This window comes from Mycolicibacterium duvalii, assembly GCF_010726645.1.
In the GTDB taxonomy this organism is placed as follows: Bacteria; Actinomycetota; Actinomycetes; order Mycobacteriales; family Mycobacteriaceae; genus Mycobacterium; species Mycobacterium duvalii.
In genome coordinates this window covers 708,848-726,094 of the sequence record NZ_AP022563.1, presented here as the reverse complement: position 1 = coordinate 726,094, position 17,247 = coordinate 708,848, and the positions used below count along the sequence as shown (strand labels likewise).

Sequence of the window (17,247 nt, the reverse complement as noted above, 5' to 3'; positions counted from 1 at the left end):
GCTACGCGGGCGACGACAGTCAGTTCATCGTCCATCGACGACGAGGAGAACCATGGTGCAACTGGTGAAGGTGCAGAACTTCAATGTGTCGCGCGACGGTTTCGGAGCGGGCAGTGATCAGAGTCTGGAGCACCCGTTCGGGCATGCCGACCCGACCATCATGTTCGCGTGGGCCGGCGCCACCGCGAGTTGGCCGAACCGCACCGATCCCGGCGGAAGCCGCGGTCTCGACGACTACTTCACCCGGGATTTCGCCAACAACATCGGCGCCGAGATCATGGGCCGCAACAAGTTCAGCCCGCACCGCGGGCCGTGGACCGACCATGACTGGCTCGGCTGGTGGGGCGACGAGCCACCCTTCCACACCCCGGTGTTCGTCATGACCCATCATCTGCGGCCGTCGTTCACGCTGAGCGACACGACGTTTCACTTCGTCGATGCCGAACCCGCCGAGGTGCTGGACCGTGCCAAGCGCGCGGCTGACGGCAAGGACGTCCGGCTCGGGGGCGGCGCGGCGACCATCCGGCAGTTCCTCGACGCCGACCTCGTCGACACGATGCACGTGGCGGTGTCCGACATCGAACTCGGAGCCGGGTCACAGCTGTGGCGCTCCCCCGACGAATTCGACGATCGGTTCCACCACGAGGTGGTGCCGAGTCCCAGCGGGGTGACCCACCACCTGCTGTGGCGGCGCTGACCGCACCGGACGTGCCCTCACAGGGGTGAGGGCGTCACCGAGAGAACCGTGACGGTTCCGTCCTGGCCGTTGGCGACGTACACCCGGTCGCCGGCGGCGGCGACCACCGCGGCGACCGGGAAGTCTCCGACAGCCAGCGTTTCGACCACATCGCCGGTGGCGGTGTCGATGATCGAGACTGTGTCGTCGGCAGTGTTGGTGACGAGAAGCAGCGAACCCACCGGAGTGAAGGTCAGCGCGGTCGGGAAGTCGCCGACGGCGATGGTGTCGCTCACCGCGCGGGTGGCAGTGTCGATCACCGAGACGGTGTCGACCTCCGCGTTGGCGACATAGGCGATCGTCCCGTCCGGGCTGAAGACGAGTTGCCGTGGGCTGTCGCCCACCCCGAAGGTGTCGGTCACCTGGTGGGTCGCAGTGTCGACAACCGACACCGTGTCGTCGGATGCGTTGCTGACATAGGCGAAGGCGCCATTCGGAGCGAACGCGATGCCGCGCGGCTCCTCACCCACCATGACGGTGGTGATCACGGTGTTGGTGGCGGTGTCGATGACATTGATGAGGTCGTCACTCGGTCCGAGCCGGCTGGTGACGTAGACCAGCGAGCCGTCCGGGCTGACCGCGATGGCGTCCGGCTGGGCCCCCACTGCGATCGTCTTGACGACCGCGCCCGTCGACGTGTCGACGACGGACACGGTGTTGGCGATGTTGTTGGCGGTGTATACGCGGTCACCGTCCGGGTCGACGGCCACCCCGGTGACGAACGTGCCACCGTTGGCTGCGGTGACGCCGTTGGTCGCGGTGTTGATCACCGACACAGTGCCGTCGAGGCGAGCCACGTAGACGCGGGATCCGTCCGTGGGCGCCGCGGCGGCGACGGGAGTGGATCCCACCGCGATGGTGGTCACCACCTCGACGTCCGGCGGCGCCACCGGGGCCGGGGGTGCCACCGTCACTGTCGAGACCGTGTTGTCGGCGGCGTTGGTTACGAACGCGCGACCGTCGGGCGTGAACACCACTCCGTACGGTGAATCGCCGACTGCGAACGTGGTGATGACCGTGTTCGTGGCGGCGTCGATCACCGACACGCTGTCGTCGTTGTAGTTGGCGACATAGACCACCGTGGCATCGGGGCTCACCGCGGCGAAGGCCGGTGCCGACCCGACCTCGACGGTCGCAACGACGGCATTGGAAGCAGTGTCGATCACCGAGACGGTGTTGTCATTCATGTTGACCACGTAGACGCGGGTCCCGGTTGGGCTGACCGTCACCGTGTTCGCGTTGTCACCGACACCGACGGTCGCGACCTCGGTGTTGGTGGTCGTGTCGATCACCGACAGAGTGTCGTCGGTCTGGTTGACCACGTAGACCCGGCTGCCGTCGGGGCTGACGGCCACCCCGAACGGGCCGGCGCCCACGTCGACGGTGTCGATGACGGTGTTGGTCGCGGTGTCGATCACCGAGACGCTGGCGTCGAAGGGGGTGGCGACGTAGACCCGGGTTCCGGTGTTGTTGACCGCCACGCCCAGCGGGAACTGGCCCACGGAGATGGTATCGATCACGGTGTTGGCGCTGGTGTCGATCACCGACACCGTGCCGTCGATGCCATTGGTGACGTACGCGCGGTCTCCGACCGGGCTGACCGCAATCCCGAACGGGAAGTCGCCGACGGCGATGGAAGCGATCACCTCGTTGGTGGCGGTGTCGATCACCGACACGTTGTCGTCCACCTGGTTGGTCACATAGATCCTGCTGCCGTCCGCGCTGGCGGCCACCACCTGGGGCAGCTCGCCGACCCCGACCGCCTCGCTCGCGACCGGCAGGGCCGGCCCGATGGGCACATCCTCGACGGCGACGGTGACTGCCGGGTTGACGCCGTCGCTGATCTCCACGGTGAACGAGTCGACGTCCGCGGCCGGGGTGTCGGAGGCGGCCAGGCGCGCAGCCAGCGTCGGGATGTAGGTGAAGGTGCCGTTCGGGTTGAGCAGCAGTGAACCCGACAGCGGCGCGTCGGTGACGGTGTAGGTCAGCGCATCGCCGTCGGGGTCGATGGCGTTGAGCGAACCGGCGACGGCTCCGTCGGCATCCGGCATCCCGAAGGTCGGTGCGGCGGTTGGCGCTTCGTTGTTCACGACGGAACCGACGGTGACCGTGACGGTGGCTGTGCCGGTCCCGCCCCTGGGGTCGGTCACGGTATAGGTGAAGGTGTTGACCCCGCTGAAATCGGTGTCGGGGGTGTAGATCACCGACTGCCCGTCGAAGGCGATGGCGGCTGTTCCGTTGAGCGGTTCGCCGACTGCGGTGATGGTGAGCGCACCGTCGGCGTCACTGTCGTTGGCCAACACGTCGATCACGTTGTCGGTGCTGTCCTGGTCGACGGTGACGGTGTCATCGCCCACCACCGCGGGAGTGTCGGGGGTACTCACCAGCGAGATCACCGACACGGTGTCGTTGTCGTAGGTGGTGACCAGAGCGAAGGTGCCGTCCGGGCTGAACGCAACACCGGTCGGGGTGACGTCCTGGAAGGAGTAGTCCAGGACGACGGTGGAGATCACCGTGCTGGTGGCGGTGTCGATCACCGAGACGGAATCGCCGCTGTAGTTGGCGACATAGGCCAGGGTGGAGTCAGGGCTGACCGCCACCGTGGTCGGGAAGTCGCCGACGTCGACAGTGGCGATGACGGAGTTGGTGGCGGTATCGATCACCGAGACCGAGTCGCCGTCGCCATTGGTGACATAGGCACGGGAGCCGTCGGGGCTGACCGTCACCCCGAACGGGCCCAGACCCACGTCTATGGCAGCGCCGACCGCGGTGTTGGTGGCGGTGTCGATCACCGTGACCGAGTTGTCCCAGGTGTTGGCCACGTAGACGCGACTGCCGTCCGGAGCCACCGCCACGCGGACCGATCCCAGTCCGGCATCGGGCGTCGCGATCACGGTGTTGGTGGCGGTGTCGATCACCGACACGCTGGCGTCGTAGAAGTTCGCGACGTACACGCGGCTGCCGTCGGGACTGACCGCCACGCCTTCCGGGTTGTAGCCCACCTCGATGCTTTCGCTGGCGTGGGTGGTCGTGTTGACCACCACCAGGGTGCCGATGCTGTCGAGAATCGGTCCCGTCCTCGTCAGGTAGATGTGGGTGCCGTCGGGGCTGATCGCCATCTGCTGGGTCCGGCTCGCGATGGGGATCGTGTCGATCACGGTGCTGGTCGCGGTGTCGATCACCGAGATGATGTCGCTGCTGCCGCCGTTGGCGACGTAGGCCCGGGACCCGTCCGGACTGAACACGACACCATCGGGATTCGTAATACCGGCGATGGTGTCCGTGACGGCCGGGGCGCCCGGCAGGATCGGCAGGTCGGCGACGGTGACGGTGACCGCCGGGTTGACGCCGTCGCTGATCTCGACGGTGAACGAGTCGACATCAGCGCCCGGGGTGGCGAACGCGGCCAGCCGGGCGGCCAGCGTGGGCGTGTAGGTGAAGGTGCCGTCGGAACTCAGCAGCAGCGAGCCCGACAGAGCCGCGTCGGTGACCGTATAGGTCAGCGCGTCGCCGTCGGGGTCGGTCGCACCCAGGTCGCCGGTGATGACACCGTCATCGTCGGGCATTCCGAAAGTCGGTGCAGCGGTAGGTGCTTCGTTGTCGCCGATGGCGCTGACGGTCACGGTGACGGTGGCGGTGGAGCCGCCGTTGAGGGTGTAGGTGAAGGTGTCGGTGCCGGTGAAATCGGTGCCCGGGGTGTAGTTGATCTGGTCGTCGACGATGGCCACCGTTGCACCGTTGCCGCCCTGGGTCACGCTTTCGACGTCCAGTGGCCCACCGTCGACATCGGTGTCATTGGCCACCACATCGATGGTCACCGTGGTGTTCTCGGCCGTCGACGCCGAATCGGCGACCGCGACCGGCGCGTCGTCGACCGGGCTGATCGTCACCGTCACCGTCGCGCTGTTGCTGACCGCCCCCTCCACATCGGCCACCGTGTAGGTGAAGCTGTCGGCCACCACCTCCGCACCATCGGACACATAGGTGACGGTGCCGTCCGGATTGGCCGTCACCGTGCCATGCAATGGCTGGGACACCACGACCGAGGCCGGATCCAACTCACCGTCGGCATCGGAATCGTTGGCCAACACATCGATCACGACCGTGGACCCCTCGGCCACCGTCGCCCCGTCGGCACCGGCCACCGGCCTGATGTTGGGGTCGGGCTGTCCGTACACGGTCTGCCCGTCGCCCGGCCCGGTGTCGGCGATCAAGCTGCTACCCAGCGAGATTGCCGTGTTATCGGTGCCGGGGCCCGCGATCGCCACGGAGTCCGTCCCCCACACCAGGGCGGTGTTGTCCTCGCCGAGCGCGCTCGCCGAACTCGACTCTCCCCGCACTCTGGCGACGCTGCCGGCGCCGTCGGCGATAGCGGTGTTCTGGTCGCCGGAGATCCGGGCCCGCGCGTTGGTGGCCTCGGCGACGTTCCCGTCGCCGGAGATCCGGGTTGAGGCGTTGCCGTCGCCGTCGGCGTCGGAGACCCCGGTGTTGTCGTCACCGTAGATGCGCGCCAGCGCCACGGAGTCCTGATCTGCCGCAGCGGATCCAGAATTACGGTCACCGCGGATGGTGACCCGCGCGAGCGAACCCTCGGTGGCCTCGGCGGTGGCGTCGTTGTCGAAGCCGGTCAATGACACCGCGGCCCGGCCGCCGTCGGCGACCACGGTGGCGTCGTTGTCGTACCCGACGATCCGGGCGTCGGCGCTGCCGCCGGCTGAGGATAGCGACACCGTGTTTCCGTCGAAAAGGATGCGTGCACTGTTGCCGGATCCGGCGCTGTCGACGGTGTTGTTGTTGCCGACTACCCGCGCACGGCTGAAGTCTCCGTCGACATCGACGGTGTTGGTGTCGCCGCTGACGCGCACCCCGGCACTGCGCCCATCCGCAGCGCCGGTGTTGCCGTCACCGCGCAGCGAGACCGACGCCGAGCCGCCCGACGCATCTCCGTCATTGTTGTCACCGACGATCCGCACGCTGTTGAACCAGCCACCGGTCGCCGTCGCCTCGTTGTCGTCGCCGTACACCCGGGCGCGATTGAAGTTGCCGTCACCGGCCTCGGCGGTGGAGTTGTCTCCGCGGGCGACTGCGCGATTGAACAGACCCGTCGCCGTCGCGGTCGCGTTCTCCCCGTACGCGATCGCAATCGAGCCGAAGCCCTCCGAAGTGGCATAGGCGGTGCCGGTCTGCACGATCTGCCGCCCGCCGATGGAGATGCTGACATTGGCAAAGGTGTCCTCGAGCTCACGCCGGACCCACGCCAGCACGCCCCACATCGCCGGCGCCGCCGCCGGTGCCGCGGGCGCGGAGGCGGGCGCCATGAACGGTGCGATCACGGCCGACAACAGCGAGCTCGCCACACCCAGGAAGGTGCCCGGCTGGGCCTGCAACGCCTTGTCGGGCGGCGGCGTCACCGGCGTGCTGTCGGCGCTGGAGCGAGTGTCCGACATCGGAACCATCGACACCTGGGCGGCCGCCGCCAGTGGCTCGGTGGATGGGCCGCCGTTCGATGGCGACAACGGCGACTCGCCGTCGACGTCGAACCGTGCCGCCACCGCGCGCCGCTCCCGAGTCGGCTCGGCTGACACAGGCGCGGACTCGGCGTCGTGCGACGTCTCCCGGTTCGCGGCCGGGTCGGCTGGCACGCGGGTGGCCGGTGGTGACGACTTCCGAGAACCCGACCGCGGCGCCGAGTCGTCGTCGCTGACCGGCGCAGCGAGTTCTTCGTCGACGGGCTCGTCGGCCACCTCGGCGTCCCCGTCTCCCCCGAGCTCGTCGAGCTCGATCAGATCGTCGAGCTCCTCGTCCGCCTGCTCGGCATCCGCGTCGCCGTCGGCCGAGTCTGTGTCGACGTCGATGTCGGACGTGTCGCTGGAGATGTCGTCGGCGCTGTCGACGGAGGCCACCGGTTCGCGGTCGGTCACCGCCGTCGACGGGCCCGCCTTCCGCGGTGAGGACGTCGCAGTGTCACTCTTGGTCGACGAGCCGGCAGACTCGGTGTCGGCGGCTGCGGTCCACGGCGCTGCGAAGAGCATGACGCCCACACCCAGCGCCGCGGCCAGCCCGCCCACCCGGCCGATACAGTCCGCCGCCGAACGCGGCGACCTGTGCGATGTGGCTGCTGCCGATCCGAAGACCTGCCCGACGTTGTGCGTGTTCATCCGAACCCCCGACTCGCCGAAGAAGCAGACCCGCCAACGCGCACCGGGCACGGGTCGACTCTGCGGAAGCGTTGAATATTGACTCTGATGAAACTAGGGCGCTGCGCTTGTCCGTGAATCAGGGAAATCCCTATTTCTTTGCTGTCCGGCAGTCAGGTGCTTCTCGGACGCGCCGAGGCATGAACGCTGCCAGCAGCGAGGCTTCGGCGTTGGCATTGATGCGGGCGTCGACCCCGACACTGACACGGTCGGCGGGGAAACCGGCCCGCGCACACACCTGCACGACCGACTCCAGCGACGGTGCCCAGAACAGGCTGTAGAGCACCTCGTCGACGGGCGCGCACACCGTGAACAGCAGTCGCGCGCCCGTGGCTTCCGAGGCGGCCGCGAGGTCGAGTTGCGTCATGGCCTCGTCGAGGGGCGGGCCGGCAAGCTGTGGCCGATAGCATTCGGCCAAGTACCAGCCGTCCGTAGCGGGTGCGGACATCACGATTCGACGTTAGAACCGGTGAACCCGGGTTGAATCAGGGGTTTCCCTAACGTCGGTTCCTCGCCGATTCGTCGCATAGACCGCGCGCTGAGCGTCAATATGTGCCATAGTCGAATGAGTCCAAACTTCAGGCTGCAGAACACGCAGGCGTAGCCGGCGTGTGAGTTTGCGAGGCGGCCTGCCCGGCAGTACGCATGGGTGGCGGGTGCGGGTTGACAGTTGGTTCGCGCCTACCCGCGAGGAGGCGCAGCAGTTATGCCGCTACGGCTGGTCAGCCGTCCGGGCGAGGACGGCGCGGTCGCCGGCTTACTGGATCGTGCCTGCGCTTCCCCATCGGCTCTGGTGCTCGAGGGCGAGGCCGGTATCGGCAAGACCACCGTGTGGTTCAACGCGCTCGATCTCGCGCGACAGCGCGCGTTCACCGTGCTGTCGGCCCGGACCGCCGAAACCGAGTCGGTGCTGGCTTACGCGGGGCTCGCCGATCTTCTCGGCACTGTGGACGTTTCCGCGTGGACGAACCTGCCGCCGGCCCAGCGGCTCGCGCTGGAACGGGTTCTGCTGCACAGCGACGACGGCCGTCACGAAACGGACCGACGCGCGGTGGCCGCCGGATTCCTCTCGGTGATCGAGGGTTTGGCCCAGCAAGCCCCGGTGTTGTTGGCCGTGGACGACCTGCAGTGGCTGGACGCTTCGAGTAGGCATGCGGTCGCGTTCGCGGCCAGAAGACTGCGGGGCCGGGTCGCGGTATTGGTCACCGAGCGCATTGATCCCGCCGTGGGCAGTACATGTGCGTGGCTGCAACTGCCCCGCCCCGAGGATCTCACGCGGGTGCGCGTCCGTCCGCTGAGCTTGGGCGGATTGACCGCGGTGGTGTCCGACCGGCTCGGGCGCTCGGTCTCCCGACCGAAGATGGTGCGCATCGCCGAGATCTCGGGCGGCAACCCGTTCTACGCCCTCGAGCTGGCTCGGGTGATGGGCACCGGCCCGGCGGGCGCCGGGGCTCCGTTGCCGAGCACGCTCGCCGACCTGGTGCGCACCCGCGTCGGCAGTGTCACGTCCGACGTCGGGAACTTTTGCTGGCAGCGGCGTGTGTGAAGTCTCCGACCATCGAGTTGGTCGCGCGCGCGGTCGGCGAGGACACCGAACGGGCGGCAAAGCTCCTGGAGGAAACCGCCGACGAAGGCCTGGTGTCCATCGAGGGCCAGCGGATCCGCTTCACGCACCCGCTCCTGGCCAGAGGCGTGTACACCCGAGCCAGCCACACCCGTCGCCGCGCATTGCACCGTCGCCTGGCCGACCTGGTCGACGAGCCGGAACTGCAGGCCCGGCATCTGGCCTTGGCGTCGGTCAAGGGTGAACCCAAAACGCTGACCACACTGGACAAAGCCGCGAAGACCGCTCGGGCGCGCGGGGCTCCCGCGGAAGCGGCCGAACTGCTCGACCTTGCGCTGGGGCTGGGCGGCGACACCTCTGAGCGGCGAATCCGTTCAGCTCAATACCACTGCGATGCAGGGGATTTTGCCCGGGCGCAGGATCTGTTGGAGACCACCATCGACCAGTTGGCGCCCGGCACGCAGCGGGCCGAGGCGCTGAGCCGCCTCGCCGCGGTGGCGGTGTACGACAGCAACTTCCGTCGCGCCGCGGACCTGCTCGAGCGCGCCCTCCACGAAGTCGGGGATGACGCGACCTTGTGCGCGCAGATCCTGGTGACTCTGGCGTTCGCCCAGTTCAACAGCGGCCAGATGCCGGCTGCGGCGCAGACCGTGGAGGCCGCGGTCACTGCTGCGGCGGAGGCCGACCAGCCCGAACTGCTGTGCCAGGCGCTGAGCCTGCGGGTCAACCAGCGCTTCCTGCGCGGGGAAGGTCTCGACGAGGAGAGCTTGCAGCGCGCGCTGCAATTGGAGACGCCGGACCTGCACATGCCGATGGCTTTTCGTCCCAGCGTGCAGAACGCGTCGTTCCTGTCCTGGACGGGTCAGCTGGAGGCGGCGCGCGCCGAGTTCGCCGAGATCCGGCGACGCTGCATCGAACGCGGCGAAGAGAACGACCTGCTGCACGTCACGTTCAACAGCTTTCAGGTGGAGGTGTGGCTGGGCAATGTCTCCGCGGCCGCGGAGATCGCCCGGGAGGCAATGGAGCGGGCCCGTCAGCTCGGTGGGGACCTCGCACTGGCCATGGCACTGACCATGCGGGCCGTCCTCGCCGCGCTGGCCGGCCGCGAAGCCGACACCCGGGCGGACGCCGACGCTGCGTTGGCGGCCAGTATGCGGTGCGGCGCCTACTTCCTGACGGTGTGGCCGCTGACCGCCCTGGGCATGCTCGAGGTGTCACTGGGCAACCACGACGCCGCCCTGACCACGCTCAAACCGCTACAGGCACAGCTGGATGCGATGCCGGATGCGACCGAGATCATCACATCTTCCTATGTTCCCGACGCTGCCGAGGCCATGATCGGCGTCGGAATCCTCGACGACGCCGAAGAGTTGATCGGGCGGCTCGAACGCAACGGTCGACGGCTCAACCGGGCGTGGATGATGGCCACCGGGGCGCGCTGCCGCAGCATGCTGCTGGCCGCGCGGGGCGAGCTCGCCGGCGCCGCCGCAGCCGCGCGGTCCGCGCTCACCCACCATGACCGCGTGGCGATGCCGTTCGAGCGCGCACGCAGCCTGCTGGTGTGGGGTCAGCTGCAACGGCGACAGCGGCGACGCGACGCCGCTGCCTCCACCATCCGGGAAGCATTGACCATCTTCGAGGATCTCGGTTGTGCGATCTGGGCCACGCGCGCCCGCACCGAGCTCGATCGCGTCGCCGTCGCCCGCAGACCGGAGACCGGCCAGCTCACGGAATCCGAACGCCGAATCGCCGAGCTGGCGGCTTCGGGCCGCACCAACCGGGAGATCGCCACCACCTTGTTCATCAGTCCCAAGACGGTGGAAGTCAACCTGTCCCGCGCCTATCGCAAGCTGGGCATCCGCTCCCGCGCCGAGCTGGCGCGGCGGATCGACCAGCCTCCGGAGGCCGGCGGCACCCGGTGACGCCTCAGACCGGCAACAACGCGTCGATCACCGAGGCCAGCTGCTTGGCCGACCGGCATTCGTGCATGGTGATCAGGTCCTCGTAGCGGGGCACCGCCGAATCACCGCTGCCCCACAGGTGCCGTGGCTCGGGGTTTAGCCAGTGCGCATGCCGGCTTGCATTGACCATGTGCGCCAGCAGTTCGGTCTCCGGGTTGCGGTAGTTGTTGCGGCCGTCGCCGAGGATCAGCAGAGCGCTGCGCGGAGAGAGCACGTTGGGGTACTTGTCGAGGAACGACACGAATGCGTGCCCGTAGTCGGAATGCCCGTCGCGGGTGTAGACCCCGGCCTCGCGGGTGATGCGCTGAACCGCGACCGCGAGATCGGCGTCGGGGCCGAACAATTCGGTGACCTCGTCGGTGGTGTCGATGAAGGCGAAGACGCGGACCCTACTGAACTGCTGACGCAGCGCGTGTACCAACAGCAGGGTGAAGTGGCTGAAGCCGGCCACCGAGCCCGACACGTCGCACAGCACCACGAGCTCGGGCCGGGCCGGGTGCGGCTTCTTGAGCACCACGTCGATCGGGACGCCGCCGGTGGACATCGACTTGCGCAGCGTCTTGCGCAGGTCGATCTCCCCGGCGCGCGACCGGCGGCGCCGTGCCGCCAGCCGGGTGGCCAGCGTGCGCGCCAACGGGGCGACGACGCGGCGCATCTGGCGCAGCTGCTCGCCGGATGCCCGCAAGAACTCCACGTTCTCGGCCAGCTGCGGCACACCGTAGGTCTGCACATGGTCGCGGCCCAGCTGCTCGGCGGTACGCCGTTTCGTCTCTGCTTCGACCATCCTGCGCAACTGCGTGATGCGTTGCGCAGCAAGCGCTTTGGCGATCTGCTCCTGGGTCGGGGTGGGCTCGTCGCCGTACGGTGCCAGCAGTCCGGCCAGCAGCCGCCCCTCCAGGTCGTCCAGGCTCATTGCCTTGAGCGCCTGGTATGACGAATACGACGGTCCACGGCTCGAGTTGTACCGCCCGTAGGCCTCCACGATCTGGGCGATCATCGCGGCCAACCGTTCGTCGAGGTTGGCCAGTTCCTCGTTGTCGCTGAGCATGTCGACCAGCGCCTGGCGCAGCGCGTCGATGTCCTCGGGTGGCAGCCCGTCCTCGGAGTCGGCGTCGTCGTCGAGGACCGTCTTGGCGCCCAGCGCAGCCGGGAAGTACAGGTCGAACAGCACGTCATAGGTCTCGCGGTGATCGGGGCGGCGCAGCACCGCACACGCGATGCCCTCGCGCAACACCTGCCGGTCCCCCAGCCCGAGCGTGGCCATCACCCGGCCGGCGTCGACGGTTTCCGACGGACCCACCGAGATCCCCTGCGCACGCAGCGCTTCGACGAACTCGACGAGGTGCCCCGGAATCCCGTGCGGGGCCAGCGGCTGGGGCGGGCGGGTGCGGCGGACGGCCATCAGTTCAGCCTCAGCTCCCCGGCCGCCTTTACCTGGTCGGACTGGTGCTTGAGGACGACGCCCAGCGTCGCCGCGATGACCTCGTCGTCGATGGTGTCGAGGCCCAGCGCCAGCAGGGTGCGGCCCCAGTCGATCGTCTCGGCCACCGACGGCAACTTCTTCAACGCCATGCCGCGCAGCACCCCGATGATCCGCACCAGCTCGTCGGCCAGATGGGCCGGCAGCTCCGGCACCCGGGACAGCAGGATGCGCCGCTCCAGGTCGGGATCCGGGAAGTCGATGTGCAGGAACAGGCAGCGCCGCTTGAGCGCCTCGGACAGCTCGCGGGTGGCATTGGAGGTGAGCACCACCAGCGGGCGCCGCTCGGCGGTGATGGTGCCGAGCTCGGGCACCGTTACGGCGAAGTCGCTGAGCACCTCGAGCAGCAGGCCCTCGATCTCGATGTCGGCCTTGTCGGTCTCGTCGATCAGCAGCACCGTCGGCTCGGTGCGCCGGATGGCGGTCAGCAACGGCCGGCTGAGCAGGAACTCCTCGGAGAACACGTCGCCTCGGGTGCGGTCCCAGGCTTCACCGTCGCCTCCGGCGCCTGCGTTGCCGGCCTGGATGCGCAGGATCTGTTTGGCGTGGTTCCACTCATAGAGCGCCCGCGCCTCGTCCACGCCCTCGTAACACTGCAACCGCACCAGGCCCGAACCGGTGGACTGCGCGATCGCACGCGCCAGTTCGGTTTTGCCGACCCCGGCGGGACCTTCGACCAGCAACGGCTTGCCCAGCCGGTCGGCGAGGAATACCGCAGTCGCGGTGGCGGTGTCGGGCAGATAGCCCGTCTCGGCCAGCCGGCGCGCGACATCATCGATGTCGGCGAACAGCGGCACGGTGTGTGCGGGAAGACTCACGTGTTCACTCCTGTCTAAGCCGGACGGGTGTGGCCGTCTCCCCAGACGATCCACTTGGTCGAGGTCAGCTCCGGCAGCCCCATCGGGCCTCGCGCGTGCAGTTTCTGGGTGGAGATGCCGATCTCGGCGCCGAAACCGAACTGCTCTCCGTCGGTGAACGCCGTCGACGCGTTCACCATCACCGCCGCGGCGTCGACGCGGTCGCTGAACCGTTGCGCCGCAGCGAGATCGGTGGTCACGATGGCTTCGGTGTGGCCGGTGCCGTATTCGTTGATGTGCGCAATGGCGCCGTCGACTCCGTCGACCACCGCCAAAGCGATGTCCATCGAAAGGAATTCGGCGCGCAACTCCTCCTCGGACGGGTCGACGTGCACCGTCACGCCGGCCTGCTGCAGCGCCGCGGTCAACCGTGGCACCGCCGTCTCGGCGACGGCCGCGTCGATCAGCACCGACTCTGCGGCGTTGCACACGCTGGGGCGGCGCGTCTTGGCGTTCAGCAGGATCTTCTCGGCCATGTCGAGGTCGGCCGACTTGTCGACGTACACATGGCAGTTGCCGACGCCCGTCTCGATGGTGGGCACCTGCGCGTCGCGCACCACGGCGTCGATCAGGCCCGCACCCCCACGCGGAATGACCACGTCCACCAGCCCTCGCGCCTGGATCAGGTGGGTGACGCTGGCGCGATCGGAGCTGGGCAGCAACTGCACGGCGTCGCAGTCGAGTCGCTCGGTGGCCAGAGCGGCGCGCAGCGCGTTGACCAGCGCCTCGTTGGAGTGCGCGGCCGACGAGCTGCCGCGCAGCAACACGGCGTTGCCCGACTTGAGCGTCAGCCCGAACGCGTCGACCGTGACATTGGGGCGGCCCTCGTAGACGATGCCGACGACCCCGAGCGGCACCCGCTGCTGACGCAGCTGCAGACCGTTGACCAGCGTGCGGCCGCGCAGCACCTCCCCGACGGGGTCGGGCAGGCTCGCGACCTGACGCAGTCCGTCGGCGATCCCTTCGATGCGGCTCGGGTTCAGCGCCAGCCGGTCGAGCATCGACGCAGGCGTCCCAGCGGCGCGCGCCGCGGCCAGATCGGTCTCGTTGGCATCGAGGATGACCCGCGTGTTCATCAAGACGTGGTCGGCGGCCGTGCGCAACGCGCGGTTCTTCACCTCGGTGCTCAACGTGGCCAGCGCGCGGGCCGCGCTGCGGGCGCGCCGGGCCGCGTCATGGACCTGTTCCCGCAGATCGGGTGCTGATGGTGCCTGCACACTCATCAGGCCAGGGTATCGGGTCGTGCGCTGCGCACCCGGTCAAGGGTGACGGTTGTGCGACCCCCGATCCAGTCCCTAACGTCGTCGGACGTGGCGCGGGTGTGCGTGGTCGGCAGCGTCAACGCCGACCTGATCTTCACCGTGGAGGAGCTGCCGCGTGCCGGCCAGACGGTGCTGGCGTCCGGACTGACCACGGTGCCGGGCGGCAAGGGCGCCAATCAGGCCGTCGCGGCAGCGCGCGCCGGCGCCGAGGTGGCGCTGGTGGCTGCGCTGGGCAGCGATGCCACGGCCGGCGACCTGCGGCGCCATCTGCTCGACAACGGTGTCGACGTGACCGCGGTCGGCACGGTGTCCGGCCCCAGTGGAACCGCGGTGATCGCCGTCGACGCCGCGGCCGAGAACACCATCGTCGTCGCACCCGGCGCCAACGCACACCTGAGTGCCGGCTCGCCCGGCCTGCGCGAAGCGGTCACCGTCGCCGACGTGGTGCTGTTGCAGCTCGAGATCCCGCTCGAGACGGCGGTCGCCGCGGCCCGAATGGCTCGCACCGCCGGGGCGGTGGTGCTGGTCAACGCCTCGCCGGGGGGATACGACCCTGCGCAGTTGGCCGCGCTGGCCGCGCACTCCGACGTGGTCATCGTCAACGACAGCGAGGCGCCCGGTTGGCTGGACGACGACCGGCTCCTCGTCGAGCACCTGGTCATCACCCGCGGCGCGCGCGGCGCCCGCCACATCACCGCCGGGCGGGCACACGACATACCCGCCCCCGCGGTGCGGCCGGTCGACACCACCGGCGCCGGCGATGTGTTCGCCGGCGTCCTGGCCGCCCACTGGCCGATCGGGCCCGAGGTTGCCCTGCCGCGTGCGTGCGCGGCGGGAGCATTGGCGACGCTGGTGGCCGGGGCCGGCAACTGCGCGCCCTACAGTAAGGCGATCGACAACGCCATGACAGGAGCTCCCGATGACCACCGCGCCCCGCCCCCCTGATGGTGACTGGCTCGGCACCCCCTTCCTGAGGTTCACCCGCGAAGCCGGTTTCGGGGTGTGCACGCTGGACCGTCCCGAGGCGCGCAACGCGATGACCCCGGCGATGTACTTCGGCATCCGCTACGCGGTGCGCCACGTCGACGCCGACCCTGACCTGGCGGGCCTGCTGATCACCGGTACCGGGGACGTCTTCGCTCCCGGCGGTGATATGGGCGGCGGCGACGGGTCCGACGACTGGCTGACGTTCGGCTCGGCGCTCGGCATGGACGTCACCCCGTTCGAGACGCTGCGCCAGTCCACCAAACCCGTGGTCGCCGCGGTCAACGGGCTGTGCCAGGGCGGCGGGCTGCAGATCGCGCTGTGTTCGGACATGGCGGTGGTCAGCGACCGGGCCACCTTCCGCGTGCCCGAACTCTTCCGCGGCATCGCCGACACCTACTACAGCCACATGCTGGCCCGCCTGATCGGGCCGGTGCGCACCCGGGACCTGATGTTCACCGGCCGCACGCTGACGGCGGCCGAGGCCCTGGACTGGGGTCTGGTGGCCCGCGTGGTGCCCCACGACGAACTCCCCGACGCCGCCCGGGAGGTGCTGGCCCAGTGCTGTCGCACGGCACCGCACGCCCGCACGGTCATCAAGTCCAGCCTCGACAACTACCTCGGGCTCTACGACCGCATCGGAATGCAGGCCAGCCTGGGCGCCCCAGAATCGATCGAGGGTTTCCTGGCGTTCAAGGAGCGCCGGTCCCCGAACTGGGTGCACCCGGATCTGCGCCTCGACGGCCGGCTGTGAGCGGTCGGAGTAGCTGAGGACCAAAGCCTCTGGCGGCGACGCGGTCGCCGTGCGACCGTGACATCGTGGATCACCTGACGACCCTGGACGCGGGCTTCTTGGAGGCCGAGGATTCCGATCCCCACATCAGTCTCGCCATCGGCGGCGTCGCGGTCCTGGACGGGCCGATCCCTCAATTCGATCGTCTGACAGAGGTTTTCGCCCAACGCGCGGCGCGATTTCCCCGACTGACCCAGCAGCTGCGTCTGCATCCTCTCGACCTGGCCGCACCGGAATGGGTGCCCGACAACGGCTTCGACATCACTCACCACATCCGGCGTGCGGCCCTTCCGATGCCGGGTGACGACGACGCGCTGCACCGCCTGGTCGCCGACATCATGGAACGGCGGCTGGACCGGGACCACCCGCTGTGGGAGTGCTGGGTGATCGAGGGACTGGGACGCAGGCGCTGGGCTTTGCTGCTGAGGATCCACCACTGCCTGGTCGACGGTATCGCCGCAACCCATCTGCTGACCGCGCTGTGCGACGAAGCCCACCACACCGACCGCCGCGTGGTCAGGGTCTCCGAGCAGTCCCCGCCGCCGGGCCGGCCGAACCCGGTCACCTGGTTGACCGGTGCCATCAACACCGTGGCCGGGCTCGGCGCCACGGCTGCCAACGCTGTGCGCGGCGTGCTGGATATCGCCGGAGGCCTGCTGAGCCCGTCGGCCTCGACGCTGAACGGGCCGATGGGTGCCATGCGCCGCTATGTCTCCGCCGAGGTGCCCCGTGCTGATGTGGAGCGCATCTGCGCCCACTTCGATGTCACGGTCAACGACGTCGCGCTGGCGGCCATCACCGACAGCTACCGCTCGCTGCTCCTGGGCCGGGGCGAGCGGCTCCGACGGGACTCGCTGCGCACACTGGTCCCGGTGTCGGTGCGCAGCGACGACGCCGCGGACCGACCCGACAACCGGGTCTCGCTGATGTTGCCGTGTCTACCGGTGGATGAAAGCGATCCCATCCGGCAACTCGAGGCGGTGCACTCGCGGCTGAATCGGGTGAAGACGAGCGGACAGCGGCACGCCGGCAGCGCGGTCTTCGCGGCCGCTGGCCTGGTGCCGTTCCCGCTGTCGGCGTGGGCGGTGCGCGCGTTCACCCGGCTTCCGCAGCGCGGCGTGGTCACGTTGGCCACGAACGTGCCCGGCCCGCCCGAGCCGCTGACGGTGCTGGGCTGCCGGATCACCAAACTGCTGCCGATCCCGCCGCTGGCGCTGCAGCTGCGCACCGGCATCGCGATCCTGAGCTACGCCGACCGGCTGGCGTTCGGAGTTCTGGCCGACTACGACGCCGCCCCCGACGTGGACGTGCTGGCCCGCGGTATCGAAGGCGCGGTGGCGCGCCTGGCCGATCTGACCACGGTGCCGCACCGCAGCACCCCGCTGGGCACACTGGCCCTGGTGCCCTGACCGC

The 17,247-nt window shown here is 69.1% G+C and carries 11 protein-coding genes; 6 read left to right on the top strand and 5 right to left on the bottom strand.

Annotation, left to right across the window (positions count from 1 at the left end):
* The first annotated feature begins 52 nt into the window (after nucleotides 1-52).
* Entirely contained in the window at nucleotides 53-697 is a 645-nt protein-coding gene (locus tag G6N31_RS03280) for a dihydrofolate reductase family protein (protein ID WP_098003610.1), read from the top strand.
* 17 nt (nucleotides 698-714) lie between these two features.
* Here the strand turns inward: G6N31_RS03280 and G6N31_RS03275 are convergent, their stop codons facing one another.
* Together G6N31_RS03275 and G6N31_RS03270 are read right to left on the bottom strand one after the other, a co-directional pair.
* Nucleotides 715-6,945, bottom strand: a complete 6,231-nt coding sequence (locus tag G6N31_RS03275; protein WP_098003611.1) for an Ig-like domain-containing protein — start codon at nucleotides 6,943-6,945, stop codon at nucleotides 715-717.
* 79 nt (nucleotides 6,946-7,024) lie between these two features.
* The gene (locus tag G6N31_RS03270) at nucleotides 7,025-7,384 is read right to left on the bottom strand and encodes a hypothetical protein (RefSeq protein ID WP_133117683.1); all 360 of its coding nucleotides are present in this window, start codon (nucleotides 7,382-7,384) and stop codon (nucleotides 7,025-7,027) included.
* Between the two features lie 255 nt (nucleotides 7,385-7,639).
* Between G6N31_RS03270 and G6N31_RS27710 the strand changes: the two genes are divergently transcribed.
* The gene (locus tag G6N31_RS27710; protein WP_308207636.1) at nucleotides 7,640-8,479 is read left to right on the top strand and encodes an AAA family ATPase; all 840 of its coding nucleotides are present in this window, start codon (nucleotides 7,640-7,642) and stop codon (nucleotides 8,477-8,479) included.
* Nucleotides 8,476-10,419 (top strand): LuxR family transcriptional regulator, encoded by a 1,944-nt coding sequence (locus G6N31_RS03265; RefSeq protein ID WP_308207637.1) that lies wholly within the window; start codon nucleotides 8,476-8,478, stop codon nucleotides 10,417-10,419. The genes G6N31_RS27710 and G6N31_RS03265 overlap by 4 nt, the downstream gene beginning before the upstream one ends.
* Before the next feature lie 4 nt (nucleotides 10,420-10,423).
* Here G6N31_RS03265 and G6N31_RS03260 read toward each other — a convergent pair whose 3' ends face one another.
* The 3 genes from G6N31_RS03260 to G6N31_RS03250 are packed head-to-tail and all read right to left on the bottom strand — an operon-like array spanning nucleotide 10,424 to nucleotide 14,018.
* Nucleotides 10,424-11,860 carry a vWA domain-containing protein gene (locus G6N31_RS03260; protein WP_098003613.1) on the bottom strand — a complete coding sequence of 479 codons (1,437 nt, stop codon included), beginning with the start codon at nucleotides 11,858-11,860 and terminating at the stop codon, nucleotides 10,424-10,426.
* On the bottom strand, nucleotides 11,860-12,756 hold the full coding sequence (locus G6N31_RS03255; protein WP_098003614.1) for an AAA family ATPase: 897 nt from the start codon (nucleotides 12,754-12,756) through the stop codon (nucleotides 11,860-11,862). Before G6N31_RS03255 ends, G6N31_RS03260 begins: the two co-directional genes overlap by 1 nt.
* 14 nt (nucleotides 12,757-12,770) lie before the next feature.
* Nucleotides 12,771-14,018: a glutamate-5-semialdehyde dehydrogenase gene (locus G6N31_RS03250; protein ID WP_098003615.1), complete on the bottom strand. Its 1,248-nt coding sequence runs from the start codon at nucleotides 14,016-14,018 to the stop codon at nucleotides 12,771-12,773.
* A gap of 51 nt (nucleotides 14,019-14,069) precedes the next feature.
* Between G6N31_RS03250 and G6N31_RS03245 the strand changes: the two genes are divergently transcribed.
* The 3 genes from G6N31_RS03245 to G6N31_RS03235 all read left to right on the top strand — a co-directional run bounded on the left by G6N31_RS03245 (nucleotide 14,070) and on the right by G6N31_RS03235 (nucleotide 17,243).
* Entirely contained in the window at nucleotides 14,070-15,002 is a 933-nt protein-coding gene (locus tag G6N31_RS03245; RefSeq protein ID WP_234815298.1) for a ribokinase, read from the top strand.
* Complete coding sequence (locus G6N31_RS03240; RefSeq protein ID WP_098003616.1) at nucleotides 14,977-15,795, top strand: enoyl-CoA hydratase/isomerase family protein; 819 nt, start codon at nucleotides 14,977-14,979, stop codon at nucleotides 15,793-15,795. The genes G6N31_RS03245 and G6N31_RS03240 overlap by 26 nt, the downstream gene beginning before the upstream one ends.
* Before the next feature lie 65 nt (nucleotides 15,796-15,860).
* Nucleotides 15,861-17,243, top strand: coding sequence for a WS/DGAT/MGAT family O-acyltransferase (locus G6N31_RS03235; protein WP_098003617.1), 1,383 nt, complete (start codon nucleotides 15,861-15,863; stop codon nucleotides 17,241-17,243).
* The last annotated feature ends 4 nt before the right edge of the window (nucleotides 17,244-17,247 follow it).